23 protein-coding genes are annotated in these 25072 nt (G+C 65.8%); 14 read left to right on the top strand and 9 right to left on the bottom strand.

Annotated elements, in window-relative coordinates:
* Window positions 1-217 precede the first annotated feature (217 nt).
* The 4 genes from QZM15_RS07740 to QZM15_RS07725 are packed head-to-tail and all read right to left on the bottom strand — an operon-like array spanning window position 218 to window position 3852.
* A complete protein-coding gene (locus tag QZM15_RS07740) occupies window positions 218-946 on the bottom strand; it encodes a membrane integrity-associated transporter subunit PqiC (RefSeq protein WP_302106136.1) in 729 nt (242 codons plus the stop codon).
* On the bottom strand, window positions 943-2562 hold the full coding sequence (locus QZM15_RS07735) for an intermembrane transport protein PqiB (protein ID WP_302106135.1): 1620 nt from the start codon (window positions 2560-2562) through the stop codon (window positions 943-945). Before QZM15_RS07735 ends, QZM15_RS07740 begins: the two co-directional genes overlap by 4 nt.
* Window positions 2555-3190 carry a paraquat-inducible protein A gene (locus QZM15_RS07730; RefSeq protein ID WP_006476876.1) on the bottom strand — a complete coding sequence of 212 codons (636 nt, stop codon included), beginning with the start codon at window positions 3188-3190 and terminating at the stop codon, window positions 2555-2557. The genes QZM15_RS07735 and QZM15_RS07730 overlap by 8 nt, the downstream gene beginning before the upstream one ends.
* Window positions 3187-3852, bottom strand: coding sequence for a paraquat-inducible protein A (locus tag QZM15_RS07725; protein WP_059581157.1), 666 nt, complete (start codon window positions 3850-3852; stop codon window positions 3187-3189). The genes QZM15_RS07730 and QZM15_RS07725 overlap by 4 nt, the downstream gene beginning before the upstream one ends.
* Window positions 3853-4110: 258 nt before the next feature.
* Here QZM15_RS07725 and QZM15_RS07720 point away from each other — a divergent pair, with 258 nt between their 5' ends.
* From QZM15_RS07720 to QZM15_RS07700, 5 genes are all read left to right on the top strand, one after another.
* Window positions 4111-4671 carry a cytochrome b gene (locus tag QZM15_RS07720; protein ID WP_059581160.1) on the top strand — a complete coding sequence of 187 codons (561 nt, stop codon included), beginning with the start codon at window positions 4111-4113 and terminating at the stop codon, window positions 4669-4671.
* A gap of 8 nt (window positions 4672-4679) precedes the next feature.
* Window positions 4680-5240, top strand: a complete 561-nt coding sequence (locus QZM15_RS07715; RefSeq protein ID WP_006482463.1) for a YceI family protein — start codon at window positions 4680-4682, stop codon at window positions 5238-5240.
* A 65-nt stretch (window positions 5241-5305) separates the two neighbouring features.
* On the top strand, window positions 5306-5887 hold the full coding sequence (locus QZM15_RS07710; RefSeq protein ID WP_034187441.1) for a YceI family protein: 582 nt from the start codon (window positions 5306-5308) through the stop codon (window positions 5885-5887).
* A gap of 200 nt (window positions 5888-6087) precedes the next feature.
* The gene (locus QZM15_RS07705; RefSeq protein WP_060312674.1) at window positions 6088-7365 is read left to right on the top strand and encodes an MFS transporter; all 1278 of its coding nucleotides are present in this window, start codon (window positions 6088-6090) and stop codon (window positions 7363-7365) included.
* A 338-nt stretch (window positions 7366-7703) separates the two neighbouring features.
* Window positions 7704-7850, top strand: coding sequence for a hypothetical protein (locus tag QZM15_RS07700; RefSeq protein WP_302106134.1), 147 nt, complete (start codon window positions 7704-7706; stop codon window positions 7848-7850).
* A gap of 1199 nt (window positions 7851-9049) precedes the next feature.
* On the opposite strand, the gene secF is transcribed toward QZM15_RS07700, so the two are convergent.
* From secF to yajC, 3 genes are all read right to left on the bottom strand, one after another.
* Entirely contained in the window at window positions 9050-10000 is a 951-nt protein-coding gene (gene secF / locus QZM15_RS07695; RefSeq protein WP_059581175.1) for a protein translocase subunit SecF, read from the bottom strand.
* Between the two features lie 18 nt (window positions 10001-10018).
* Window positions 10019-12037, bottom strand: coding sequence for a protein translocase subunit SecD (gene secD, locus QZM15_RS07690; protein WP_059581177.1), 2019 nt, complete (start codon window positions 12035-12037; stop codon window positions 10019-10021).
* 106 nt (window positions 12038-12143) lie between these two features.
* Window positions 12144-12467: a preprotein translocase subunit YajC gene (gene yajC, locus QZM15_RS07685; protein ID WP_006476868.1), complete on the bottom strand. Its 324-nt coding sequence runs from the start codon at window positions 12465-12467 to the stop codon at window positions 12144-12146.
* Window positions 12468-13060: 593 nt separating this feature from the next.
* Between yajC and QZM15_RS07680 the strand changes: the two genes are divergently transcribed.
* On the top strand, window positions 13061-13621 hold the full coding sequence (locus QZM15_RS07680; protein ID WP_302106133.1) for a hypothetical protein: 561 nt from the start codon (window positions 13061-13063) through the stop codon (window positions 13619-13621).
* Window positions 13611-13949, top strand: a complete 339-nt coding sequence (locus QZM15_RS07675) for a hypothetical protein (RefSeq protein ID WP_124658309.1) — start codon at window positions 13611-13613, stop codon at window positions 13947-13949. Before QZM15_RS07680 ends, QZM15_RS07675 begins: the two co-directional genes overlap by 11 nt.
* A 292-nt stretch (window positions 13950-14241) precedes the next feature.
* On the opposite strand, the gene tgt is transcribed toward QZM15_RS07675, so the two are convergent.
* Both tgt and queA read right to left on the bottom strand, forming a co-directional pair.
* Complete coding sequence (tgt, locus tag QZM15_RS07670; protein ID WP_104012428.1) at window positions 14242-15441, bottom strand: tRNA guanosine(34) transglycosylase Tgt; 1200 nt, start codon at window positions 15439-15441, stop codon at window positions 14242-14244.
* A 197-nt stretch (window positions 15442-15638) separates the two neighbouring features.
* A complete protein-coding gene (queA, locus tag QZM15_RS07665) occupies window positions 15639-16706 on the bottom strand; it encodes a tRNA preQ1(34) S-adenosylmethionine ribosyltransferase-isomerase QueA (RefSeq protein ID WP_226224551.1) in 1068 nt (355 codons plus the stop codon).
* A gap of 167 nt (window positions 16707-16873) precedes the next feature.
* Here queA and recG point away from each other — a divergent pair, with 167 nt between their 5' ends.
* From recG to ubiA, 7 genes are all read left to right on the top strand, one after another.
* Window positions 16874-19186, top strand: a complete 2313-nt coding sequence (gene recG, locus QZM15_RS07660) for an ATP-dependent DNA helicase RecG (RefSeq protein ID WP_302106132.1) — start codon at window positions 16874-16876, stop codon at window positions 19184-19186.
* A 126-nt stretch (window positions 19187-19312) separates the two neighbouring features.
* Complete coding sequence (locus QZM15_RS07655) at window positions 19313-20272, top strand: LysR substrate-binding domain-containing protein (protein ID WP_006754461.1); 960 nt, start codon at window positions 19313-19315, stop codon at window positions 20270-20272.
* Window positions 20273-20666: 394 nt separating this feature from the next.
* A complete protein-coding gene (locus QZM15_RS07650) occupies window positions 20667-20795 on the top strand; it encodes a hypothetical protein (protein ID WP_257219934.1) in 129 nt (42 codons plus the stop codon).
* Between the two features lie 102 nt (window positions 20796-20897).
* Window positions 20898-23084, top strand: coding sequence for a catalase/peroxidase HPI (katG, locus tag QZM15_RS07645; protein WP_302106131.1), 2187 nt, complete (start codon window positions 20898-20900; stop codon window positions 23082-23084).
* A gap of 110 nt (window positions 23085-23194) precedes the next feature.
* Window positions 23195-23365, top strand: a complete 171-nt coding sequence (locus tag QZM15_RS07640; protein ID WP_185716491.1) for a hypothetical protein — start codon at window positions 23195-23197, stop codon at window positions 23363-23365.
* Window positions 23366-23485: 120 nt separating this feature from the next.
* Entirely contained in the window at window positions 23486-23974 is a 489-nt protein-coding gene (gene dpsA / locus QZM15_RS07635; protein WP_059574306.1) for a non-specific DNA-binding protein DpsA, read from the top strand.
* A 207-nt stretch (window positions 23975-24181) separates the two neighbouring features.
* A complete protein-coding gene (gene ubiA, locus QZM15_RS07630; RefSeq protein WP_302106130.1) occupies window positions 24182-25045 on the top strand; it encodes a 4-hydroxybenzoate octaprenyltransferase in 864 nt (287 codons plus the stop codon).
* Window positions 25046-25072: the final 27 nt, after the last annotated feature.

Below are 25072 nucleotides of genomic sequence, written 5' to 3'. Positions count from 1 at the left end.
CAAGCCGACCGCTTGGCATGGCGCGGGTTCCGCCGGCTTTGACAAAGAATGTAAATGGCCGTCCGGCCGTGGGGCGCGGTAAGCGAGGGCGGCTGCGGCGGCATGCTGCCGGCGTTCGGCTTTCGGCGTGTGCGACCGGACGCGCCGCGCCGGGCGACACCGCGCACGCGAACGCCGCGCCGTGTCGAACGTTCGCGCCCGTGCCGCCTGCGTTCGCTTATGCGCCCGACTTGCCCGACTTGCCCGTCGTGCCGGCGTCGCCGCCGGACGTCGGGTTGGCCGGACACGGCACGACCGGCGCGGCGGCCGTCTTGCCGCCGGCAGCCGGCGCGGCCGCCGCGCCGCCGCGAGCGGCCATCGCGCGCACGCCGGCCGCGGCCTGCGTCGCAATCACGTCGAGCGCGCGCCGGTGGCCGGCGACGAGCGCGTCGTAGCCGTCGGCGACCGGTTCCGCGACGCTCGTGCGGCAGGTCATCACGGCCTGCGTGGCGAGCGAGCGCACGCTCCACACGGCGTCGAGCGCGGCGCGCTTGCCCGGCCACGACTCGAAGCGCTGCACGTTCACGCTGATCCGGTATACGGGCACGCCGGCCGGATACGCGGAATTCGCGACGTCGATCGTGCCGAGCTGCGCGGCGAGATCGTCCGACAGCGCGCGGCGGATCTCGTCGGCGGGCGGCGACGCCCAGCGTTCCTGCTCGAGCACGTCGACCTGCGCGGCGTTCTTCTGCACGACCAGCTGGTTCTTCGCGACCTGCTCGGGCACGCCGACCGACGGCACCTCGATCAGGAACGCCGGGTTGGCCGGCGCGGTGCGCAGCGGCGCCGCGGCGTCGGCCGGGCTGAGCGTGTAGAACCGCGCGGGCGGCGAGCTGCACGCGGCGAGCGCGAGTGCGGCGAGTGCTGCCGCCGCGCCGCTCGCGAAACCGTTCACGCGTGTCGTCATTGTTTATCTCCTGGCTTGCCCTTGAGCAGCGATTCGGGGTGACGCTCGAGATAATCGGCGAGCGCGTTCAGCGATTGCAGCGTGCGCGTGAGCTCCTTCAGCGCGCCGCGCACGTCGGACTGCAGCGGCGAATCCTGCTGCAGCGTCGCCTCGGCGGTCGAGAAGGTCTGCTTCGCGGCCGACAGCGTGTCGCGCGCTTGCGGCGCGACCTGCGTGTCGAGCTGCTTGAACAGCTTGTCGGCGTTCGCGAGCGCGCTGTTCAGGTTCGCGCCGATCTGGTCGAACGGCACCTTGTCGAGCTTCTTCGCGATGTCGGCGACCTGCAGCTGCAGCTCGTCGAGCGTATTCGGCACGGTCGGCAGCTCGAGCGGCTGGCGGGCCGTGTCGATCTTCGCGGCCGGCGCCTTCGGGAAGAAGTCGAGCGCGACGTACAGCTGGCTCGTCAGCAGGTTGCCGGTGCGCAGCTGGCCGCGCAGCCCGTGCTGGACGAGCCGCTCGACGATCTCGCGGCGCGCCGGTTCGCCCTTGCTCTCGATCGTCTCGCGGAAGCGGCGGCCGAGGCGTTCCGGATACACATTCATCGTCACCGGCATCAGGAAGTTCTTCGTCTTCGGATCGAAGTCGATGCCGATGTTCGTCACCTCGCCGAGCACGATGCCGCGGAAGTCGACCGGCGCGCCGACGGCGAGCCCGCGCAGCGACTGGTTGAAGTTCATCACGACCTGCAGCGGCTGGCCGTCCGGGTCGCGCATCGCGTCGCCTTCGTCGGAGCCGAGACGGAACGTCGTGTTGTTCGGCGCGGTCGTGCCGGTGCCCTGGTTCGGCGGCGTCTGGAACGCGATGCCGCCGAGGATCACCGTCGCGAGCGACTGCGTGTTCAGCTTCAGGCCGCTCGAATCGAGCCGCAAGTCGACGCCGCTCGCTTGCCACCACCGCGTGTTCATCCCGATGTACTGGTCGTACGGCGCATTGACGAACACGTTGAACGTGACGCCCGTGCCGTCCTTGTCGAGCGAGAAGCCGACCACCTGGCCGACCTGCACGCGGCGGTAGTAGACCGGCGAGCCGATGTCGACCGAGCCGAGCGAATCGCCGCGCAGCACGTACTGCGTGCCTTTCTGGTCGCCCGTGACGGCGGGCGGCGTCTCGAGGCCCGTGAAGTCGGTCAGCGTGTCCTGGCCGTGGCCGGCGTCGACGCCGATGTATGCGCCGGACAGCAGCGTGCCGAGCCCCGACACGCCGGTCGCGCCGACGCGCGGCCGCACGATCCAGAAGCGCGAGCCCTTGACGGCGAAGTCCTCGGCTTCCTTCTTGAGCTGCACCTGGACCAGCACGCGCGACAGGTCCTTCGACAGCTTGATCGTCTTGACCATGCCGATCTCGACGTCCTTGTACTTGACCTGGGTCTTGCCCGGCTCGAGCCCTTCGGCGCTGTGGAAGCTGATCGTGATCTCCGGGCCGCGCTCGCGCACGGACTTGATCACGAGGCCGATGCCGATCAGCGCGGCGATCAGCGGCACGAGCCAGACGAGCGACGGCAGCCAGCCGCTTTTCGTCGAGATCGCCGGATCGGGCGGCCGGGGCGCGTCTTGCTGCGGGCCTTGTGGATTATTCATGGTGATTCCCTGAGGTTTCGACTGGATCCCAGATCAGGCGGGGATCGAACTGCATCGACGCGAGCATCGTCAGGATCACGACCGAGCCGAACGCGAGCGCGCCGGGGCCGGCCGTGATGACGGCGAGCGAACGGAAATGGACGAGCGCGACGGTCAGCGTCACGACGAAGATGTCGAGCATCGACCAGCGGCCGATGCGCTCGACGATCCGGTACAGGCGCGTGCGCTGCAGCGGCCGCCAGGCGGCGCGGCGCTGCGCACTCGTCACGAGGATCGTCAGCACGCCGAGCTTGAGCATCGGCACCAGAATGCTGGCGACGAACACGACGACGGCGAGCGGCCAGTCGCCGGACGTCCAGAAATAGATGACGCCGCTCATGATCGTGTCCTGCTGCGAGCCGACGATCGACGACGTGCGCATGATCGGCAGCAGGTTCGCCGGAATGTACAGGATCGCGGCCGCGAGCAGCAGCGCCCACGTGCGCATGATGCTGTTCGGCGTGCGCACGTGAAGCGCGCTGCCGCAGCGCGCGCAATGCGCGTGCGGCTGGTCGATCGTCTGCACGAGCCCGCATGCGTGGCAGCTGGCATAACCCTCGCGGGCGGCGGTCGGCGTGGGGCTCGTCATCGGCGGGGCGCGTCCGGCAGCGGCGCGGCGGCGTCGGGCCGCCCGGGCGCGCGGCCGGCGCGCAGGTCGTCGGCTATGTCCCATACCGTACGCGGGTCGAACATCAGCACGACGGCGGTCATCAGCGTGAGCGCGCCGAACGCGAACAGCGCCGCATCGGGCACGACGCGCGCGAGGCTCACCATCTTCACGATCGTGACCACGATGCCGAGCATGAACACCTCGATCATCCCCCACGGCCGCACGAGCTGGATCGTGCGCAGCACGAGGTTCAGGCCCGGCGGCACGACGCCGCGGCGGATCGGCAGCAGCACGTAAAGCAGCGCGGCCATCTCGACGAGCGGGAACAGCACGGTCGAGCAGAACACCATCACGCCGACGGCCGCCATGTCCTGATGCCACAGCGTGTCGATCGCGCCGATCAGCGTCGTCTGCACGCGCGTGCCGTTCAGGTCCATTTCCAGGATCGGGAACGCCTGCGCGATGATGAACGTGACGAGCGCCGCGACCGCGAGCGCGGTGATGCGCTCGATCTGCGTGGTGCTGTTGCGATAGAGCAGCGCGTCGCAGCGCGGACAGCGCGCGATCTCGCGACCGTGAAGACGCGGTTTATGCAACAGTGCGTCGCATTCGTGGCAGGCAATCAGGTCGTATCGTTGCATGGAAAAGGCGGTGTTGCGGCGGCTCGGGGACGCGTCGACGGGGCCGGAACCCGCGCCAATCTTACCAAAAGGGCTTTTTCGATGGGTCAAGGATCGTGTGCTGCGTGACCGATCGGTAACATGACGGGAAGCCGTCAGCCGGCTGGCGCGCCTGTCCTCAGAGTCCGCGCGCGTCAAAAGGTTGCGGTAGCATGGCGCCCTTGACATGCGTCGGACGAATTTACCGGCGCAGCCGTTCGCTGAACTGAGGAACCCACGATGGCATCGAAATCCCCGCCGGCCGTGCCGGCACGCTACGCGCATACCGCGATCGCGCTGCACTGGCTGATCGCACTGCTGATCGTCTGCGGCTTCGCGCTCGGCTGGGTGATGACGGACATCCCCGGCTTCACGCCGACCAAGCTGAAGTACTTCTCGTGGCACAAGTGGATCGGCGTGACGGTGTTCGCGCTGGCCGTCGTGCGCGTGCTGTGGCGTGCGACCCACGTGCCGCCGCCGCTGCCGGGCGACACGCCGGCGTGGCAGCGCGCGGCGTCGCACGGCGTGCACATGCTGCTGTACGTGCTGATGATCGTGATCCCGGCGACGGGCTACCTGTACAGCTCGGCGTCGAACATCCCGGTCGTCTATCTCGGCATCGTGCCGCTGCCGCGCCTGATCGACCCCGATCCGGCGCTCAAGGAAACCTTCAAGACGCTGCACGTGACTTTGAATTACATTCTGCTTGCGCTCGTTTCGCTGCACGTGCTCGCGGCGCTCAAGCACCAGTTGTTGGACCGCGACGGCCTGCTGTCGCGCATGCTTCCCTTTGCCAAATGAAGGATCCCATGAAAGTGTCTTTCTCCCGCTCCATGCTGACCGCGTTCGCCGCGGCGGCGCTTGTCGCGTCGGGCGCGGCGCATGCCGACGTCGATCTCGCGAAGAGCAAGGTGTCCGCCGTGTCGAAGCAGATGAACGTGCCGACCGAAGGCGCGTTCAAGAAGTTTTCCGCGCAGGTGAAGTTCGACCCGGCCAAAGCCGCGCAGGGCAGCGCGCAAATGACGATCGACGTCGCGAGCTTCGACCTCGGCGACAAGATGTACAACGACCAGGTCGCCGGCAAGGACTGGTTCGACGCGAAGACCTATCCGCAGGCGACCTTCGTGTCGTCGGCGATCGCGCCGGCCGGCGGCAACAAGTACAACGTGACCGGCAAGCTGACGATCAAGGGCAAGGCCGAGACTGTCACGGTGCCTGTCACGGTCGCGCAAAACGGCGCGACGCAGACGTTCGACGGCGTGCTGCCGATCAAGCGTTCGGCCTTCAACGTCGGCACCGGCGAGTGGAAGGACACGTCGATCGTCGCGGACGAAGTGCAGATCAAGTTCCATCTCGTCGCCACGAAGTAAGCGGCAGGTTGCCGCCTCAACTGAATGCCGCGCGAGGGCGCGGCGCCGTTTCCAGGAGAAAAAGTTTGAAAAAGCATCTGATCATCGCCGCCGGCGCGCTGGCCGCTTCGCTGTCGTTCTCGGCCTTCGCCGAAAGCGCAACGTACCAGTTCGACCCGAGCCACACGTACCCGAGCTTCGAGGCCGACCATTTCGGCGGCCTGTCGGTCTGGCGCGGCAAGTTCGACAAGTCGAGCGGCACCGTGACGCTCGATCGCGCGGCGAAGACCGGCACGGTCGACGTGACGACCGACATCGCGTCGATCCACACGGGCAGCGCGAAGCTCGACGAGCACCTGCAGACGGCCGAGTTCTTCGACGTGGCGAAGTTCCCGCAGGCGAACTACAAGGGCACGATCAAGTTCGACGGCGACAAGCCGGTGTCGGTGGTCGGCAACCTGACGCTGCATGGCGTCACGAAGCCGCTCACGCTGAAGATCGATTCGTTCAAGTGCATGCCGCACCCGATGCTCAAGCGTGAAGTGTGCGGCGTCGACGCGGTCGGCGAATTCAGCCGCGACGATTTCGGCCTCGACTACGGCAAGCAGTACGGCTTCAAGATGAAGACGAAGCTGCTGATCACGGCCGAAGCCGTCAAGCAGCAGTAATATTCCCCGACGCGGCCGGCCATCGCGCCGGCCCCCCGCGGGCAAACCGCCGCGCTCCCGTTACCGGGGCGCGGCGGTTTTTTTGCGCGCCTATAATCGCCCGAACGTCGCATGTGGCCATGCGGCGCCGGGCAGGCCGACGGCGCGACGTCGGCCGCCTCGAACATCGAACAGAACGTACAACGACAAGGAGATCGCCGATGCATGCCGTCACGCAGTCCAGCTCCATGGCTTCGTCGCCGCGCGTCTGGCGCGCGGTGGTCGCCGCGTCGATCGGCAACGCGCTCGAGTGGTTCGATCTCGTCGTCTACGGCTTTTTCGCGGTGACGATCTCGAAGCTGTTCTTCCCGGCCGGCAACGACACCGTGTCGCTGCTGCTCACGCTCGGCACGTTCGGCGTGTCGTTCTTCATGCGGCCGCTCGGCGCGATCGTGCTCGGCGCATACGCCGATCGCGCGGGCCGCAAGGCCGCGCTCACGCTGTCGATCCTGCTGATGATGGCCGGTACGCTCGTGATCGCGGTGCTGCCGACTTACCAGACGATCGGCGTCGCGGCGCCGCTGATCCTCGTCGCCGCGCGGCTGATGCAGGGCTTCTCGGCGGGCGGCGAGTTCGGCAGCGCGACCGCGTTTCTCGCCGAGCATGTGCCCGGGCGGCGCGGTTTCTTCGCGAGCTGGCAGGTCGCGAGCCAGGGGCTCACGACGCTGCTCGCGGCCGGCTTCGGCACCGTGCTGAACGCGCAGCTCACGGCGGACCAGATGGCTGCGTGGGGTTGGCGCGTGCCGTTCTTCTTCGGGCTGCTGCTCGGGCCGGTCGCGTATTACATCCGCGCGAAGGTCGACGAGACGCCCGAATTCCTCGCGGCCGAAAGCACCGCGAGCCCGCTGCGCGATACGTTCGCGTCGCACAAGGCGCGGCTCGTCGCGGCGATGGGCGTGGTCGTGCTGGGCACCGTCGCGACCTATCTCGTGCTGTTCATGCCGACCTACGGCGTGAAGCAGCTCGGCCTCGCGCCGTCGGCCGCATTTGCCGCGATTCTCGTCGTCGGCGTGATCCAGATGGCGTTCGCGCCGCTCGTCGGCCACTGGTCGGATCGCTATGGCCGCGTGCGCGTGATGATCGCGCCGGCCGTCGGCATTCTCGTGCTGATCTATCCGGCGTTCGCGTATCTGGTCGCGCATCCGGGTTTCGGCACGCTGATCGCGCTGCAGGTGCTGCTCGCGTTCCTGATGACCGGCTATTTCGCGGCGCTGCCGGGGCTGTTGTCCGAGGTGTTTCCGGTGCAGACGCGCACGACCGGGATGTCGCTGGCGTATAACGTCGCGGTGACGATCTTCGGCGGCTTCGGGCCGTTCATCATCGCATGGCTGATCAAGACGACCGGGATGAAGACCGCGCCGAGTTTCTACCTGATGTTCGCGGCCGTGCTGAGCCTCGTGGCGCTGGTGGTGCTGCGGCGGCGGTTCGGGTTCCGGTGAGGCTTGGGTGACGCGGCGATGTGTCCGCCGCCCTCCAAAGGGGGGCGATTTTTTTATGTGCCGCCTTTTTCGGTTGGTGATATTTCGGAGACTGCTCGCCCTGTAGCTCGAAATGAGCCTTACAAAATTCAGTCACGTCTTATGGCGATTTTGCCCTTCGCTTTGTAGAGTCTTGCGGGATATTTCGCAAACCACTCGGGCAATTTAGCCGGAAAGGACTGATATGGCGGTTCAGGCACCACCGAAGACGGGCTTCGAGAAATGGCAGGACGGCATCGACAACGCGGCAGGCGATACCAGATGGGATTCCTGGGATTGCGAAATCCGGATGGCAGTTGATGAGTACGACCGACCATTCAAAAACTCAATCCTGCCGCGCATATATTGCGGCCCGGCCAGACATTGAAGTCTCGGAAGGCATCGCTGAGGAAGGTTATCGTCGGCTGGAAAACGATTACAACGTCGAGCATTGCAACAAGCTATAACGTTGGCGATTCAACGTATGCCAAGAAGCTCGACTATGCCCTTGCACTAATCCGGAAGGGAGAAACGGCGATATGCGCGTACTAGTTGTCCTGGCGCTGGGTGTGTCCCTCGGAACCTTGTCAAGTACGTTGGCCGCTGCCGACAACGCTTTTACAGGCAACTTCCCGGGAACCGGCAGAGCCTGTTCGGGTGCACTCTATGTACGCGCTAAGACGATCGAGTGGAATTCAAGCTACAGCATCTGCAAGTCGTCCCCCTACGAAATTCTGGAGAAGAAATTCGATGGCGACCAGGAGCGAATAGTCTTTCGCTTGAAGAATCGCAGTAGTCGATGCCGTTACTCGGTCGTAGAAGTTGAGCGAGCAAGCGGCTACAACTGGAACGTGAGCGGCTACCAATCTTTGGAAGGGTTTCGGAAAAGAGATTTACCGGAATGGAGTAATTCACCGTTACCAGAAAGGCAAATATTGTCGTGCTCGATGACCGGGCCGGATTGAGTTGGAAGCCGGAATCATGTAGACGGATTACCTTCCGATTCGCAGATCGGCTTTGCCGGCATCGACCATGGTTTCGCATCGACCTTCGCAATCGCGCGCCCTACCAGCGCATCGAGCGCTTGCCGGAGTTGCGAGTCGACGGTCGTGCCGAATTCACGCGGCGGCAGCGCCGCACTCGTCGACCGAGCGACCTTCGCGTGCGGGAACGGGACGGGCGCGAGCCGGTTCGCATCCGGCGCGCCGGGTGGTGGTTTCACTTATGCGGCAAAGCCAACTGCGCATTGAAGGCGATGCAATACGGGACAGGGCGAATATGAGAAAAATCGTATTATTAGTCGCGGCTATTACTTTTCCAATCATGTCCATAGCCGCGCCGGATACCTCGGTTCAGAGTGAGCGCGAACTGCGTCTCCTCATTGGGCGGAGGTGCTATAGGCAATGCACTTGAGATGCAGCGTCTGGCCTGTGTTGCAGAACTCAACAACAGACGCGCCGCGCAACTACGCGGCGCGGTGTCTGACTTACCGTTGAAATAGCGGGCCATGTCCCCATCGCGACGCGACGGCACGAGCCATGCCGGCACGATACCGTAGCCCGCCGCCCGTGCCGTCGCGTCGCGAGAAGAGGGCGGCGACGCCCACATGAAAAAAGGCCGGTCCAACAGGACCGGCCTTCGTATATCCGCCGAAACCGCGCAGCGCTCAAACCTGCGCGCCCGCGTTCGGATCGTCCGGATCGTGCGCGGTCTTCTTTTCCTTGATCAGGTCTTCGCGCTTGATGCCGAGCCACATCGCGAGCGAGCCCGCGACGAACACCGACGAGTAGATGCCGAACATGATGCCGACCGTCAGCGCGAGCGCGAAGTAGTGCAGCGTCGGGCCGCCGAAGAAGAACATCGACAGCACCATCATTTCCGTCGACGTGTGCGTGATGATCGTACGCGACATCGTGGTCGTGATCGCGTGGTTGATCACTTCCTGCACGCTCATCTTGCGTTCGCGGCGGAACGTCTCGCGGATTCGGTCGAAGATGACGACCGACTCGTTGACCGAGTAGCCGAGCACCGCGAGGATCGCCGCGAGCACCGCCAGCGAGAACTCCCACTGGAAGTACGCGAAGAAGCCGAGAATGATCACGACGTCGTGCAGGTTGGCGATGATGCCGGCCACCGCGTACTTCCATTCGAAGCGGAACGACAGGTAGATCACGATGCCGATCACGACGCACGCGAGCGCGAGCAGACCGTCGGTCGCGAGCTCGCGGCCGACCTGCGGACCGACGAACTCGACGCGCTGCAGCGTGACGTCCGGGCTCTGCGCCTTCAGCGCGCCCATCACCTGGTCGCTCTGCTGCGCGGACGTGAGGCCTTCCTTCAACTGCAGGCGGATCAGCACGTTGCGCGACGTACCGAAGTTCTGCACCTGCGCGTCGGCATAGCCGAGCTTGCCGAGCGTCGCGCGCACGGGTTCGAGCTCCGCGGCCTGCTGGTACTGCACCTCGATCACCGTACCGCCGGTGAATTCGACGGACAGGTGCAGCCCGCGGTGGAACAGGAAGAACACGGCGGCGAGGAACGTGACCAGCGAGATCACGTTGAACACCAGCGCGTGCCGCATGAACGGAATGTCTTTACGGATGCGGAAAAATTCCATGGCTTCGTCTCCGGGGCCTTATTGGGTCGAGCCCGGTTTCTTCGGCGACACGCCTTGCTGCGCGCGGTTGCGCAACTGCGGCTTGCCGGCGCGCGGCGCGTTGCCCTTCGCCGGGGCGGCGAGCTTCGCGGCGCGCGCGGTGTCGGTCGATTCGTCCGCGTCGGTGAACGACGCGGCGGCCGCGCCTTCCGGCTTCCACACCTGGCCGATCGCGAGCGACTTCAGCTTCTTGCGGCCGCCGTACCAGAGATTGACGATCCCGCGCGAGAAGAACACCGCGGAGAACATCGACGTCAGGATACCGAGGCAGTGCACGATCGCGAACGCGCGAACCGGGCCCGAGCCGAACGCGAGCAGCGCGAGGCCGGCGATCAGCGTCGTGACGTTCGAGTCGAGAATCGTCGCCCACGCGTGCGCGTAGCCGGCCTGGATCGCGAGCTGCGGCGGCTGGCCGGCGCGCAGTTCTTCACGCACGCGCTCGTTGATCAGCACGTTCGAGTCGATCGCCATGCCGAGCGCGAGCGCGATTGCCGCGATACCGGGCAGCGTCAGCGTTGCCTGCATCAGCGACAGCACGGCGACGAGCAGCAGCAGGTTCACCGACAGGCCGATCACCGACACCACGCCGAACAGCATGTAGTACGCGATCATGAACACGGCGATCGCGCAGAAGCCCCAGATCACCGAGTGGATGCCCATCTTGATGTTGTCGGCGCCGAGGCTCGGGCCGATCGTGCGTTCCTCGATGATGTCCATCGGCGCGGCGAGCGAACCGGCGCGCAGCAGCAGCGCGAGATCGGCCGCGGCCTGCGGCGTCGGCTGGCCCGTGATCTGGAAGCGGTCGCCGAGCTCGGACTGGATCGTCGCGACCGTCAGCACTTCGCCCTTGCCCTTCTCGAACAGCACCATCGCCATCGGCTTGCCGATGTTCTCGCGCGACACCGTGCGCACCGCGCGGCCCCCCGCCGAATCGAGGCGGATGTTGACCGACGGACGCTGATGTTCGTCGAAGCCGGCCGATGCGTCGATGATGCGGTCGCCGGTGAAGATCACGTCCTTCTTCAGCAGCACGGGCGCCTGGTTGCCCTGCGTGAACAGCTCCTCGCCCGGCGGCACGGGGTCGTTCGGGTTCGGGTGCGTGTTGATCGGATCGGCAAGACGCGCCTCGAGCGTCGCGGTGCGGCCGATGATGTCCTTCGCCTTCGCGGTGTCCTGCACACCAGGCAGCTCGACGACGATGCGGTCGCTGCCCTGCTGTTGCAGGATCGGCTCGGACACGCCGAGTTCGTTGACGCGGTTGTGCAGCGTCGTCAGGTTCTGCTTGAGCGCGGCGTCCTCGACGGATTTCTGCACGGCCGGCGTGAAGGTGCCGACCACCTGCGTGCCGCCGCCGCCGGGCTGCGTCGCCCATTGCAGCTCGGTGATCGACGCGGCGAGCACCTTGCGGGCATCTTCCGCCGTCTGCGCATCGCTGAAGTTGACGACCACGGACTGCTCGACGCGGCTCACGCCGCCGTCGCGGATGTTCTTGTCGCGCAGCAGCGCACGTGCGTCGGACGCGTCGGAGTCGAGCTTCTTCGTGAGCGCGCCCGTCATGTCGACCTGGAGCAGGAAGTGCACACCGCCGCGCAGGTCGAGGCCGAGATACATCGGCAGCGCGTGCAGCGCGGTCAGCCAGCGCGGCGACGCGCTCTGCAGGTTCAGCGCGACGACGTACTGCGGATCGTTCGGGTCGGTGTTCAGCGACTTCTGCAGCAGGTCCTTGACGCGCAGCTGCGTATCGGTGTCCTTCAGGCGCACGCGGATGTTCGCGCTGGTCGCCGTGTTCTCGAAGGTGATGTCGTCCGGCTTGATCTGCGCGGACGCGAGCGCCGATTCGACCTGGGTCAGCGTGGTCGAGTCGAGCTTGACCGTGGCCTTGCCGCTCGACACCTGCACCGCCGGCGCTTCGCCGAAGAAGTTGGGCAATGTGTACAGAAGGCCGATGGCGAGCGCCACGACCATCACGACATATTTCCAGAGTGGATAACGATTCATGAGGGGGCCGAACGGGTGGTTGGCGTGAAAGCGTCGCGTCCGGCGCCGCGGCGGCCCGCTCTCTCAGGCGGGCACGGCGCGGGGAGCCGGACGCTCGGTGAAGGCCTTACAGCGACTTGATCGTGCCCTTCGGCAGAATGGTCGTGACGGCAGCCTTCTGCACGGTGATTTCGGTGCCTTCGGCGATTTCGACGCCGATGTAGCCTTCGGTGACCTTCGTCACCTTGCCGACGAGGCCGCCGCTCGTGACGACTTCGTCGCCCTTCGCCATGGCCGCGAGCATGTTGCGGTGTTCCTTCTGGCGCTTCATCTGCGGACGGATCATGATGAAGTACAGCACCGCGAACATCAGGATGAGCGGCAGGAAGCTCATCAGGCTCGATTCGGCGCCACCGGCACCTTGCGCGAAGGCATTGGAAATGAACGGCACGTTGGTCTCTCCGTAGGGGAAGATCGAAAAATAAGCCGGTCATTCTACCACCGGCCCCATGCCGCAACGGAGCGACACATGCGCTTTGAGATCAAGTGCTTAAAGTGCGAGCCGGCGACGTTGCGACTGATATGGAAGGTAATTGTAATGTTTGGCGATCTGGACTGATAGATGTCGGCGCGTTTTTAGTACTAGTCCTATTCTTGCTGGCCACCTGGTCGGCCGGCCGACGTTATGTGGAACGCGTCAAGCATATGGGTCTCGACCGTTTGGTCGATTGCGGCGACGAACCGCAGGGCGCGAGCCGTGCTGCGCGGACGGTACTACGGCTTGCATCGACTCGCCGCGGCGAATGCCGGTGTGTCGCGTGGCGGGCGGCATCGTGCAGTCGGACAGGCCGATGTCGTTCGAGACGTACTCGATCAGCCCTCACCGCGAGCAGACCGGCAACGGGTAGCGGCGGGCATTCCGACAGGCCCGCGAGCGATTCGCCCCTCGCCACCGGGCTGGATCGGCGCGTAATGGGATCTCGCTATTTTCGAGATGGAATTTCGGTTACGGTGATGTCAGGATAATTGACAGTAGAGGTGCAGATGTCGCTTCGTTCCGCCGTGATTCAGGGCATCGACGAAATAAATCGTGAACGAATCAATGGATTTCGCCCCGATCTGTCTCGCTTGTTCGTCGATTTGAGTCGGCATCCCGGTAATGTCGGCGCGATTGTTGTTGCACCAGCCGAAAACCATGCTGGCTACGAGGTATTGTCATTTTCCCCGTCGTCTGAATTGCCTGAACCGGAAGCGTCCCTCGGGGTGGATCTGTGGGAGTGTGCGAAAGATCATTATGGTCTAACAGGCTCGGCTGTTTTGACGGGTGTGGCTGGAATGCCGATCCATAAAAAACTTCTTGGACACATGGTGCATCCAAGGGCCAGTAAATACACGAATATTGTCAGTAGTGTGGGTCTCAAATTTTTCCCGAGATTGGTATTGCCTTCCGGCTCCATGGCGGCGAGACTTGCCCGGAAAACTCTGGGTACGATTCGTGTATTCGGAGTTGTTGGACGCGCTTCCGGGTATGGTGCTATTGCTCTGGGGGTGATCGACGCAGTGGTTATTGGCAAGTGTGCGTATGACGCGAGATATGGAAGCTGAAGCTCGACCGGTGCCGTCTAAAAAGGAGATCATCGAGACGGTGATTGATATTTTTGTCAGGGAGATTGGGTTTGTTGAGCGGAGCGAGATATCAAAAGATACGGATATTCTCGGCGATTTCAAAATTGATCACGATGATATTACGATGTTCATAACGATGACGTTCAAGCATTTTAATATCCCGGTGTTCATCGAGGACGATTTTCCGCTAACCATAGAGGGTGTCTCGGATTTTATTTTCGACTACATCTCGTCGGGACGAAAGGATGAAGACCCGCGGGACAAGCAAGGGCTCTGGGGGAAGTTCCTGAAGTGGATCAGCTTATAAAAAAGGATGTATGGCGAACGAGACGCTTGTGCGCGCTTTTCATGTTGCGGTGCGGACTGACTTGTCAGGGCGACAAGCGGACCTCGACTCCGGCGTGCTGCAGAAGAGTGCGCATCGACTCATCGGCCGGCTGAATGTCGGGGGCACGGATTGCTATCGAGCGGCGTTCGAGGCATGGCTTCGGCCGGCCGCGTGACACGGGAGCGTGCCCGGCACGCGGCAGGCCGGCTTTTCGGCATAAGCGCAACTCGATGGTGATGGAAGATCGCGCGCGCCGTGTGCGAATTTACCGTCAGTCGACCCCTCTCGCCCGATCCTCCGCGAAGCGCTGCCGGAATGCGTCGAACGTATGCATTTCGATCGCGTCGCGGATCTCGCTCATCAGTTGCAGGTAGTAGTGCAGGTTGTGGATCGTGTTGAGCTGCGCGCCGAGGATTTCGCCGACCCGGTGCAGGTGATGCAGGTAGCCGCGCGAGAAGTTCTGGCACGTGTAGCAGGTGCAGGTCGAATCGAGCGGCTTCAGCGAGTTCTTGTGCGTCGCGTTGCGGATCTTCACGTCGCCGAAGCGCGTGAACAGCCAGCCGTTGCGCGCGTTGCGGGTCGGCATCACGCAGTCGAACATGTCGATGCCGTTCGCGACGCCGTCGACCAGATCCTCCGGCGTGCCGACGCCCATCAGGTAGTGCGGCTTGCTGGCCGGCAGCTTCGGGCCCACGTGCCGCAGCACGCGCATCATGTCTTCCTTCGGCTCGCCCACCGACAGCCCGCCGATCGCGAGGCCGTGGAAGCCGAGTTCCGAGAGGCCCGCGAGCGATTCGTCGCGCAGATCCTCGAACATCCCGCCCTGGACGATCCCGAACAGCGCGTTCGGGTTGCCGAGCCGGTTGAATTCGTCGAGCGAGCGCTTCGCCCAGCGCAGCGACATGCGCATCGAGTCGGCCGCTTCCTTGTGCGTCGTCGGCACACCGTTGGTCGCGTACGGCGTGCATTCGTCGAACTGCATCACGATGTCCGAGTTCAGCACCTTCTGGATCTGCATCGACACTTCCGGCGACAGGAACAGCTTGTCGCCGTTGATCGGCGACGCGAACGTGACGCCGTCCTCGGTGATCTTGCGCAGGTCGCCGAGCGAGAACACCTGGAAGCCGCCGGAGTCGGTCAGGATCGGCTTGTTCCAGCCCATGAAGCCGTGCAGGCCGCCGTGCGCGTCGATCGTGTCGAGGCCCGGGCGCAGCCACAGGTGGAACGTGTTGCCCAGGATGATCTGGGCCTTGATCTCGTGCAGCTCGCGCGGCTGGATCGCCTTCACGGTGCCGTACGTGCCGACCGGCATGAAGATCGGCGTCTCGACCGTGCCGTGGTTGAGCTTCACGCGGCCGCGGCGCGCGTGGCCGTCGGTCGTCAGCAGTTCGAATTCGAGCCCGTTGGCGGGGCGGTCCTGCACGGGGGCGCTCGGATGAGCGTGCGTATCGTGGGATGAACCTTCGGTCATCGCGTCATTCTCCTTGCCACCGAAGAACAGTTCGGCGCATGTTGGAAACGCCGCCGGGCAGCCGGCGGCGGGGAAAGCGGGTGCGCGCCATCGTAGCGCGTACGGCGGGAAAACGGGGTAACAGCGCGAGGCGCGACCGCGAGGCGCGCAACGGCTGCTGGCGATCGCAGGCCGGTGCGTGATCGCGCACGCCGCGCTTACGCGCCCGGCGCCTCCGGCGTGTCGCGCCGCGTGAGCAGCATCGCGTCGCCGTAGCTGAAGAACCGGTAGCGTTCTTCGATCGCGTGCCGGTACGCGGCGCGGATCGTCTCGACGCCCGCGAACGCGGACACCAGCATCAGTAGCGTCGATTTCGGCAGGTGGAAATTCGTGACGAGCCGGTCGACTACGCGGAAACGATAGCCGGGCGTGATGAAGATGTCGGTCTCGGCCTGCGTCGCCGCGAGCGCGCGGCCGGCTTCGTCGGCCGAGCGCGCCGCGGCTTCGAGCGCGCGCATCGACGTCGTGCCGACCGCGATCACGTTGCCGCCGCGCGCACGCGTCGCGGCGATCTTGTCGACGAGCGACTGCGGCAGGTCGTACCACTCGCTGTGCATCTTGTGCTCGGCGATGTTCTCGACGCGCACCGGCTGGAACGTGCCGGCGCCGACGTGCAGCGTGAGCGTCGCGCGCTCGACGCCCATCGCATCGAGCTTCTCCAGCAGCGGCTGGTCGAAATGCAGCCCGGCCGTAGGAGCTGCCACCGCGCCCGGGTTGCTCGCGTAGACCGTCTGGTAGCGCGTTTCGTCGGTCGCGTCGGGATCGTGCTCGATATACGGCGGCAGCGGCAGGCGGCCGAATTGCTCGATCAGGTCGAGGCACGGCGCGGGAAAATGCAGCGTGAAGAACGGCTCGACGCGCTCGCCGACCGTCACGTCGAACGCATCGGCCAGACGCAGCGTCGTGCCGGCGCCCGGCGACTTGCTCGCGCGGATCTGCGCGAGCGCCGTGTGCGTGCCCGTCACGCGCTCGATCAGCACCTCGATCCTGCCGCCGCTGGCCTTCTGGCCGAAGAAACGCGCCTTCAGCACCTTGGTATCGTTGAACACGAGCAGGTCGCCGGGCGCGATGCACGCCGGCAGCTCGGTGAAATGGCGGTCGACCAGGCGGGCGGGCTCGACGGTGCCGTCCACCTCGAGCAGGCGGCTCGCGGTGCGGTCGGGCAGCGCGGTTTGTGCAATCAGCTCGGGCGGCAGATTGAAATCGAAATCGGAAAGCGTGAACATGCGGGCTGGTTCGAAGCGGCCGGCGGGCGTCGCCGGCAGGGCGGAAACGCGTAATCGGGGCGCGCGAGCCGCTATGATGACGGGATGCGCGGCCTGGCCGGCGTCGTTCGTTCGGACGACGTGAAAGCCGCTATTGTACTTGCCTTGCGAAGCACCCAGACGATCCGATGCCTGTGTCACCACGCCGTTCCCCCGCTGCCGTCGCCGATTCCGCCGATCCGTTCGACGCGGACGATGCCGCCTCGTTAGCGCCGCCCGCAGCGGGCCCCGGCGCGCGCCGCGCCGGCCCGAAGCGCGGCGCCGACGGCCGGCTCGCGCAGCCCGCGGCGGCCGCGCCCGAGGCCGACGGCGCCGCCGCGAGCGACGAAGCAGGCGCGGCCGGCGCGAAGCGCAAGAAGAAGCCGGCCGCCGACAAGCCGGTGAAAACCGCCGACAAGCTCGCGAAGCTCGGCCTCACGCGTTCGATCGATCTCGTGCTGCATCTGCCGATGCGCTACGAGGACGAAACCACGCTCACGCCGATCGGCGAGCTGTTGCCGGGCGGCATCGCGCAGACCGAAGGCGTCGTGTTCGACAACGAGGTCGCCTACCGGCCGCGCCGCCAGCTGGTCGTGAAGATCCAGGACGACGACGGCGAGCAGCTCGTGCTGCGCTTCCTGAATTTCTACGGGTCGCAGGTCAAGCAGATGGCCGTTGGCCAGCGGCTGCGCGTGCGCGGCGACGTGCGCGGCGGCTTTTTCGGGATGGAGATGGTGCATCCGGCCGTGCGCGTCGTCGAAGCCGACGCGCCGCTGCCGCAGGTGCTCACGCCCGTCTACCCGAGCACGGCCGGCGTATCGCAGGCGTACTTGCGCAAGGCGATCGAGAACGCAGTCGAGCGCACGCCGCTGCCCGAACTGCTGCCGCCGGAGATCCAGCGCGATTACCTGAAGCCGCTCGACGTGCCGACGCTCGAGCAGGCGGTGCGCATCCTGCACCATCCGCGCGTCGATTCCGACGAAGCCGCGCTGATGGACGGCTCGCATCCGGCGTGGACGCGCATCAAGTTCGAGGAGTTGCTCGCGCAGCAACTGTCGCTCAAGCGGGCGCACGAAGAGCGCCGCACGCGCGCCGCGCCCGCGATGCCGCGCCGCGGCGCGAGCGATGCCGATGCGCTGACGACGCGTTTCTACGCGGCGCTGCCGTTCACGCTGACCGGCGCGCAGGCGCGCGTCGTCGACGAAATCGCGCACGACCTCACGCTCGCGCACCCGATGCAACGCCTGCTGCAGGGCGACGTCGGCAGCGGCAAGACGGTCGTCGCCGCGCTGGCCGCCACGCAGGCGATCGACGCCGGCTACCAGGCCGCGCTGATGGCGCCCACCGAAATCCTCGCGGAGCAGCACGCGCGCAAGCTGCGCGCGTGGCTCGAGCCGCTCGGCGTGAAGGTCGCGTGGCTCGCGGGCAGCCTGAAGGCGAAGGAGAAACGCGCGGCGATCGAGGCGGCCGCGCTCGGCACCGCGCAGCTCGTGATCGGCACGCACGCGATCATCCAGGATACGGTCGAATTCGCGCGGCTCGGCCTCGTGATCGTCGACGAGCAGCACCGTTTCGGCGTCGAGCAGCGTCTCGCGCTGCGCGCGAAGGCGGCGAACGCGGCCAACGGCGCGCGCGACTTTCAGCCGCACCAGTTGATGATGTCGGCCACGCCGATCCCGCGCACGCTCGCGATGACGTACTACGCGGACCTCGAGGTGTCGACGATCGACGAGCTGCCGCCCGGGCGCACACCCGTGCTCACGCGCCTCGTCGGCGACGCGCGGCGCGACGAGGTGATCGCCCGCGTGCGCGAGGCCGCGCTGACCGGGCGCCAGGTGTACTGGGTGTGCCCGCTGATCGAGGAGAGCGAGACGCTGCAGCTGCAGACGGCCGTCGAAACCTACGAGACGCTCGCCGCCGCGCTCCCCGAACTGAAGGTCGGCCTCGTGCATGGCCGGCTGTCGCCGGCCGACAAGGCGGCCGTGATGGACGCGTTCACGCGCAACGAAGTGCAGCTGCTGGTCGCGACGACCGTGATCGAGGTCGGCGTCGACGTGCCGAACGCGTCGTTGATGGTGATCGAGCACGCGGAGCGCTTCGGCCTGGCGCAGCTGCACCAGTTGCGCGGCCGTGTCGGGCGCGGCACCGCGGCGTCGGTGTGCGTGCTGCTGTACACCGGGCCGCTGTCGATCGCCGGTCGCGAGCGGCTGAAGACGATGCGCGAGACGACCGACGGCTTCGAGATCGCGCGGCGCGACCTCGAAATCCGCGGGCCCGGCGAATTCCTCGGCGCGCGCCAGTCGGGCGCGGCGATGCTGCGCTTCGCGAACCTCGAGACCGACGGCTGGCTGATCGAGCCGGCCCGCGAGGCCGCGGCGCGGCTGATTGCCGCGTATCCTGAGGTCGTCACGCAGCATCTGGCGCGCTGGCTCGGCGCGCGCGAGCAGTACCTGAAGGCCTGATCCACCGGCTCGGGGCCGGATCGAACGCCACCGATCGACGCACCGCGATGCAGAGAAACTTGGCGAACCGGTGCCAACAGGTGTATAAATTAAACCTATCGCCTGTATATCCCTGATTGACCCACAATGACGCTGACTGAATTGAAATACATCGTCGCAGTCGCGCGCGAGCGGCATTTCGGCCGTGCGGCCGAAGCGTGCTTCGTGAGCCAGCCGACGCTATCGGTGGCGATCAAGAAGCTCGAAGACGAGCTCAACGTGCAGATTTTCGAGCGCGGCGCGAGCGAAGTGAGCGTGACGCCGATCGGCGACCAGATCGTCACCCAGGCGCAGCGCGTACTCGAGCAGACTTTCGCGATCAAGGAGATCGCGAAGCAGGGCAAGGACCCGCTCGTCGGCCCGTTCCGCCTCGGCGTGATCTACACGATCGGGCCGTACCTGCTGCCGACGCTCGTCAAGCAGATGATCCAGCGGGTGCCGCAGATGCCCCTGATGCTGCAGGAGAACTACACGCTGAAGCTGCTCGAACTGCTGAAGCAGGGCGAGATCGACGCCGCGATCATGGCGCTGCCGTTCCCCGAAACCGGCCTGATGGTGCGCCCGCTGTACGACGAGCCATTCGTCGTCGCGCTGCCGGCCGGCCATCCGTGGGAGAAGCGCGACGAAATCGACGCCGAGGACCTGAAGCAGGAAACCATGCTGCTGCTGGGCAACGGCCACTGCTTCCGCGATCACGTGCTCGGCGTGTGTCCGGAACTGATGCGCTTCTCGCAGACGGCCGACGGCATCCAGAAGACCTTCGAGGGCTCGTCGCTCGAGACGATCCGCCACATGGTCGCGAGCGGCGTCGGCATTACCGTGCTGCCGCGGATGTCGGTCGCCGAGATCGGCCCGCGCGCGAACGGCCCGGATGCCGAGCTGTTGTCGTACGTGCCGTTCAACGAACCGGTGCCGGACCGCCGCGTGGTGCTCGTATGGCGCAAGAGCTTCACGCGGATGCCGGCGATCGACGCGATCAGCGACGCGATTGCCGCGTGCGAGCTGCCGGGTGTCGCGAAGCTCGACATGCCGGCCACGATGAACTGACGCGCGTTGTGCATGCGTGTGTGGCAGCGTGATGAACGGGGTCGTGCGACCCCGTTTATTTTTCCCTATCAAATAGATGAAATTTATTAAATTCAAATAATTGATAGATTTATATAGAATCCTCACCATGGATCGGCATCGAGCCGACGTGCGGAATGCACGTTGAATGCAAGCGTCAAAGGAGGATGTCATGATGCGGTCGGTATTGCAGCACGCGCAGTGGAACGTCCCGTCGCGCGGGACAATCGTGCATCGCGCCAGGGCGGCGGTCCGCAGCCTGCGTCCGATTGCATTCGCGTACCTGGCGGATCGTGTGTATGGCGGATGAGTGCCGCCCCGCGCCGGTCCTGTGTTCCCCCGATTCACCCGCCGTCAAGCCATGACGGAGCATCGCATGTCCGATACCGGAAAAAACACCCGCCTCGCCGGCACGACGGCAGCCGGCGGCCGCTTCCCCGAGCGCCCCGCCTGCGGCGCGCGACAACGGGAACGCGTGCGGAAGGCCGCGCACGACGTCCGGTAGCGCGACAGGAGAACCCGCCCGTTCTGTTTCTTACCCCCCGCAATGCTCCACGAACCGCGCCCGGCACGTGGGGGCCTACGAGCAAGTAAAGGAGAAAAAAGCATGTCGAACGAAACGAAGTGCCCGTTCAACCACACCGCAGGCAGCGGCACGACGAACAAGGACTGGTGGCCGAATCAGCTGAACCTGAACGTCCTGCACCGGCATTCGGCGCTGTCCGATCCGATGGACCCGGATTTCGACTACGCAGAAGCGTTCAAGAAGCTGGATCTCGCCGCGGTGAAGCAGGACCTGCATGCGCTGATGACGACCTCGCAGGACTGGTGGCCCGCCGACTTCGGCCACTACGGCGGCCTGTTCGTGCGCATGGCGTGGCACAGCGCCGGCACCTACCGCACGGCCGACGGCCGCGGCGGCGCCGGCGGCGGGCAGCAGCGCTTCGCGCCGCTCAACAGCTGGCCGGACAACGTCAGCCTCGACAAGGCCCGCCGCCTGCTGTGGCCGATCAAGCAGAAGTACGGCCGCAACATCTCGTGGGCCGACCTGCTGATCCTGACCGGCAACGTCGCGCTCGAATCGATGGGCTTCAAGACCTTCGGCTATGCCGGCGGCCGCGTCGACACGTGGGAGCCGGACGACGTCTACTGGGGCTCGGAAAAGATCTGGCTGGAACTGAGCGGCGGCCCGAACAGCCGCTACACCGGCAAGCGCGAGCTCGAAAGCCCGCTCGCCGCGGTGCAGATGGGCCTCATCTACGTGAACCCGGAAGGCCCGGACGGCAACCCCGACCCGGTCGCCGCCGCGCACGACATCCGCGAGACGTTCGCGCGCATGGCGATGAACGACGAGGAAACGGTCGCGCTGATCGCGGGCGGCCACACGTTCGGCAAGACGCACGGCGCCGGCCCGGCCTCGAACGTCGGCCCCGAGCCGGAAGCCGCGGGCATCGAGCAGCAGGGCCTCGGCTGGAAGAGCACGTTCGGCACGGGCAAGGGCAAGGACACGATCACGAGCGGCCTCGAAGTCACGTGGACGTCGACGCCGACGCAGTGGAGCAACGATTTCTTCAAGCACCTGTTCAGCTACGAATGGGAGCTCACGAAGAGCCCGGCCGGCGCGCACCAGTGGGTCGCGAAGGATGCCGACGAAGTGATTCCCGATGCGTACGACGCGTCGAAGAAGCATCGCCCGACGATGCTGACGACCGACCTGTCGCTGCGTTTCGACCCGGCCTACGAAAAGATCTCGCGCCGCTTCTACGAGAACCCGGCCGAGTTCGCCGACGCGTTCGCACGCGCATGGTTCAAGCTCACGCACCGCGACATGGGCCCGCGCTCGCGCTATCTCGGCCCGGACGTGCCGGCGGAACACCTGCTGTGGCAGGACCCGATCCCGGCCGTCGATCACCCGCTGATCGACGCCGCCGACGTCGCCGCGCTGAAGGCGAAGGTGCTGGCCACCGGCCTGTCGGTGTCGCAGCTCGTGTCGACCGCATGGGCGTCGGCGGCGACGTTCCGCGGCTCGGACAAGCGCGGCGGCGCGAACGGCGCGCGCATTCGTCTCGCGCCGCAGAAGGACTGGGAAGTGAACCAGCCGGCGGCGCTCGCGGCGGTGCTCGAAACGCTCGAAGGCGTGCAGAAGGCGTTCAACGATGCGCAGACGGACGGCAAGAAGGTGTCGCTGGCCGACCTGATCGTGCTGGCCGGCGCGGCCGGCGTCGAGCAGGCGGCGAAGAACGCGGGTGTCGCGATCACGGTGCCGTTCGCGCCGGGCCGGATGGATGCGTCGCAGGAAGAAACCGACGTCGACGCGATGGCCGTGCTCGAGCCGGTGGCGGACGGGTTCCGCAACTACCTGAAGCACGCGTACAAGACGCCGGCCGAGGCGCTGCTGGTCGACAAGGCGCAGTTGCTGACGTTGACGGCGCCGGAGATGACGGTACTCGTCGGCGGTTTGCGCGTGCTTGGCGCGAACGTCGGCGACTCGAAGCACGGCGTGTTCACCGATCGTCCGGGCACGCTGACGAACGACTTCTTCGCGAACCTGCTCGACATGGGTACGGAGTGGAAGCCGGTGTCGGGCGCGAACGACGTGTTCGAGGGGCGCGACCGTGCGACGGGGGCGGTCAAGTGGACGGGCACGCGCGTCGACCTGATCTTCGGCTCGCACTCGCAGTTGCGCGCGCTGGCCGAGGTGTACGGCAGCGCGGATGCGAAGGAGAAGTTCGTGCGCGACTTCGTGGCCGCCTGGAACAAGGTGATGAACCTCGACCGCTTCGATCTCGCGTGAACCCGGCCGCATCCTGATGCGGTGATGCAGTCACGCAGTAACGTGAAGCGGCCGGTCGAACGACCGGCCGTTTCTTCTCTGAACGATGTCTTGTCGAAGGAGTGACGATCATGACCCAGATGATGCTCAACGTGCGCGCCGCGGCGTCGCCCATTCTGCGATCGCCGGTCGAGCTGGCGCGTTACACCGTTGGCTTCGCGATCGTCGTCGGCGGGGCGGCGGAACTGGTCTCGCAGGCGCTGCACGTGCTCGGGCCGTTCATGTCGATCGCCGGCGGTTGAGTGCGGCGACGCCTTCGCGACGTTAAACTGGCGAGTCGCGAACGGATGCCGCGCGACGCGGCATGCGGCTTGCTCGACGCATTTTCGCCGGTTCAACATTTCGAATGAGGAGTCTCGAAGATGGCCAAGAAAGGCAACGCCACGCAAATCAACATCGGTATCAGCGACAAGGACCGCAAGAACATCGCGGACGGCCTGTCGCGCCTGCTTGCCGATACGTTTACGCTGTACCTAAAGACCCACAATTTCCACTGGAACGTGACCGGACCGATGTTCAACACGCTGCACCTGATGTTCGAGGAGCAGTACAACGAACTGTGGCTCGCGGTCGATTCCGTTGCCGAGCGCATTCGCACGCTGGGCGTCGTCGCGCCCGGCACGTTCGCCGATTTCGCGAAACTGTCGTCGGTGCCCGAAGCGAAGGGCGTGCCGGCCGCCGAGGACATGATCCGCCAGCTCGTCGAAGGGCACGAGGCGGTCGTGCGCACCGCGCGCGAGATCTTCCCGATCGCCGACGCGGCGAGCGACGAGCCGACCGCCGACCTGCTGACCCAGCGTCTGCAGACGCATGAAAAGACCGCATGGATGCTGCGGTCGCTGCTCGCGTAAGCTTCGCGCTGCCGCGGACTTCAGGCCGGCCCGATGCCGGCCGGTCTCGAATCTGTCCCCTGATCGATGCGTGCGACCGTGCGGCCACGCGCGGCGGGCCTCGGCGGCCAGCCGGCCCGCCTCGGCCGCTGGCCGCGGGTCGCGCCGACATGACGCGGAGCCCCGCTCGGCTCTAAAATGCCGGGATTCCCTTCCCGGTGCTTCGCCATGCTTGCCCGCTTCCCCCTGTATCTGCGGCTCGTCCGGATGGACAAGCCGATCGGCAGCCTGCTGCTGCTGTGGCCGACGCTCAACGCGCTGTGGATCGCATCGGACGGCCACCCGCGCTGGCCGCTGCTCGTAATCTTCGTGCTCGGCACGCTGCTGATGCGCTCGGCCGGCTGCGCGATGAACGACTACGCCGACCGCGATTTCGACCGCCACGTGAAGCGCACGGCCGACCGGCCGCTGACGTCGGGCAAGATCCGGGCGTGGGAAGCCGTCGCGATCGCGGTCGGGCTGTCGTTCATCGCGTTCCTGCTGATCCTGCCGCTCAATACGCTGACGAAGGAACTGTCGGTCGTCGCGCTGTTCGTCGCCGGTTCCTATCCGTTCATGAAACGCTTCTTCGCGATTCCGCAGGCGTATCTGGGTATCGCGTTCGGCTTCGGCATCCCGATGGCGTTCGCGGCCGTGCAGGACACGGTGCCGGTGCTTGCGTGGGTGATGCTGGTCGCGAACATCTTCTGGTCGGTCGCGTACGACACCGAATATGCGATGGTCGACCGCGACGACGACATCAAGATCGGCATCCGCACGTCCGCGCTGACGTTCGGCCGTTTCGACGTCGTGGCCGTGATGGCGTGCTACGCGGTGACGCTCGGCATCTACGCGTGGATCGGCGCGACGCTCGGCTTCGGCCTTGCGTACTGGGTGGGCTGGGCGGCGGCGGTCGGCTGCGCGCTGTATCACTACACGCTGATCAAGGATCGCGAACGGATGCCGTGCTTCGCGGCGTTCCGCCACAACAACTGGCTCGGCGGCGTGTTGTTCGCGGGCATTGCCGTGCAGTACCTGCTGGCCGGTCATTGAACGGCGCTGCGCGTGTCTTTGCACGCA

The organism is Burkholderia sp. AU44665 (assembly GCF_030504405.1).
GTDB classification, from domain to species: Bacteria; Pseudomonadota; Gammaproteobacteria; order Burkholderiales; family Burkholderiaceae; genus Burkholderia; species Burkholderia semiarida.
This window is presented reverse-complemented; position numbering and strand designations above follow the sequence as displayed.

What these genes read in the sequence shown, in the direction of transcription:
- QZM15_RS07700 (WP_302106134.1), top strand. Translation starts at nt 7,704, where the DNA reads ATGAGTACGACCGACCATTCAAAAACTCAATCCTGCCGCGCATATATT.
- QZM15_RS07705 (WP_060312674.1), top strand. Translation starts at nt 6,088, where the DNA reads ATGCATGCCGTCACGCAGTCCAGCTCCATGGCTTCGTCGCCGCGCGTC.
- QZM15_RS07675 (WP_124658309.1), top strand. Translation starts at nt 13,611, where the DNA reads ATGGAAGCTGAAGCTCGACCGGTGCCGTCTAAAAAGGAGATCATCGAG.
- QZM15_RS07650 (WP_257219934.1), top strand. Translation starts at nt 20,667, where the DNA reads ATGTCCGATACCGGAAAAAACACCCGCCTCGCCGGCACGACGGCAGCC.
- secF (WP_059581175.1), bottom strand. Translation starts at nt 10,000, where the DNA reads ATGGAATTTTTCCGCATCCGTAAAGACATTCCGTTCATGCGGCACGCG.
- QZM15_RS07740 (WP_302106136.1), bottom strand. Translation starts at nt 946, where the DNA reads ATGACGACACGCGTGAACGGTTTCGCGAGCGGCGCGGCGGCAGCACTC.
- QZM15_RS07640 (WP_185716491.1), top strand. Translation starts at nt 23,195, where the DNA reads ATGACCCAGATGATGCTCAACGTGCGCGCCGCGGCGTCGCCCATTCTG.
- dpsA (WP_059574306.1), top strand. Translation starts at nt 23,486, where the DNA reads ATGGCCAAGAAAGGCAACGCCACGCAAATCAACATCGGTATCAGCGAC.
- QZM15_RS07735 (WP_302106135.1), bottom strand. Translation starts at nt 2,562, where the DNA reads ATGAATAATCCACAAGGCCCGCAGCAAGACGCGCCCCGGCCGCCCGAT.
- katG (WP_302106131.1), top strand. Translation starts at nt 20,898, where the DNA reads ATGTCGAACGAAACGAAGTGCCCGTTCAACCACACCGCAGGCAGCGGC.
- queA (WP_226224551.1), bottom strand. Translation starts at nt 16,706, where the DNA reads ATGTTCACGCTTTCCGATTTCGATTTCAATCTGCCGCCCGAGCTGATT.
- QZM15_RS07720 (WP_059581160.1), top strand. Translation starts at nt 4,111, where the DNA reads ATGGCATCGAAATCCCCGCCGGCCGTGCCGGCACGCTACGCGCATACC.
- tgt (WP_104012428.1), bottom strand. Translation starts at nt 15,441, where the DNA reads ATGACCGAAGGTTCATCCCACGATACGCACGCTCATCCGAGCGCCCCC.
- QZM15_RS07725 (WP_059581157.1), bottom strand. Translation starts at nt 3,852, where the DNA reads ATGCAACGATACGACCTGATTGCCTGCCACGAATGCGACGCACTGTTG.
- secD (WP_059581177.1), bottom strand. Translation starts at nt 12,037, where the DNA reads ATGAATCGTTATCCACTCTGGAAATATGTCGTGATGGTCGTGGCGCTC.
- ubiA (WP_302106130.1), top strand. Translation starts at nt 24,182, where the DNA reads ATGCTTGCCCGCTTCCCCCTGTATCTGCGGCTCGTCCGGATGGACAAG.
- QZM15_RS07730 (WP_006476876.1), bottom strand. Translation starts at nt 3,190, where the DNA reads ATGACGAGCCCCACGCCGACCGCCGCCCGCGAGGGTTATGCCAGCTGC.
- QZM15_RS07655 (WP_006754461.1), top strand. Translation starts at nt 19,313, where the DNA reads ATGACGCTGACTGAATTGAAATACATCGTCGCAGTCGCGCGCGAGCGG.
- QZM15_RS07715 (WP_006482463.1), top strand. Translation starts at nt 4,680, where the DNA reads ATGAAAGTGTCTTTCTCCCGCTCCATGCTGACCGCGTTCGCCGCGGCG.
- QZM15_RS07680 (WP_302106133.1), top strand. Translation starts at nt 13,061, where the DNA reads ATGTCGCTTCGTTCCGCCGTGATTCAGGGCATCGACGAAATAAATCGT.
- recG (WP_302106132.1), top strand. Translation starts at nt 16,874, where the DNA reads ATGCCTGTGTCACCACGCCGTTCCCCCGCTGCCGTCGCCGATTCCGCC.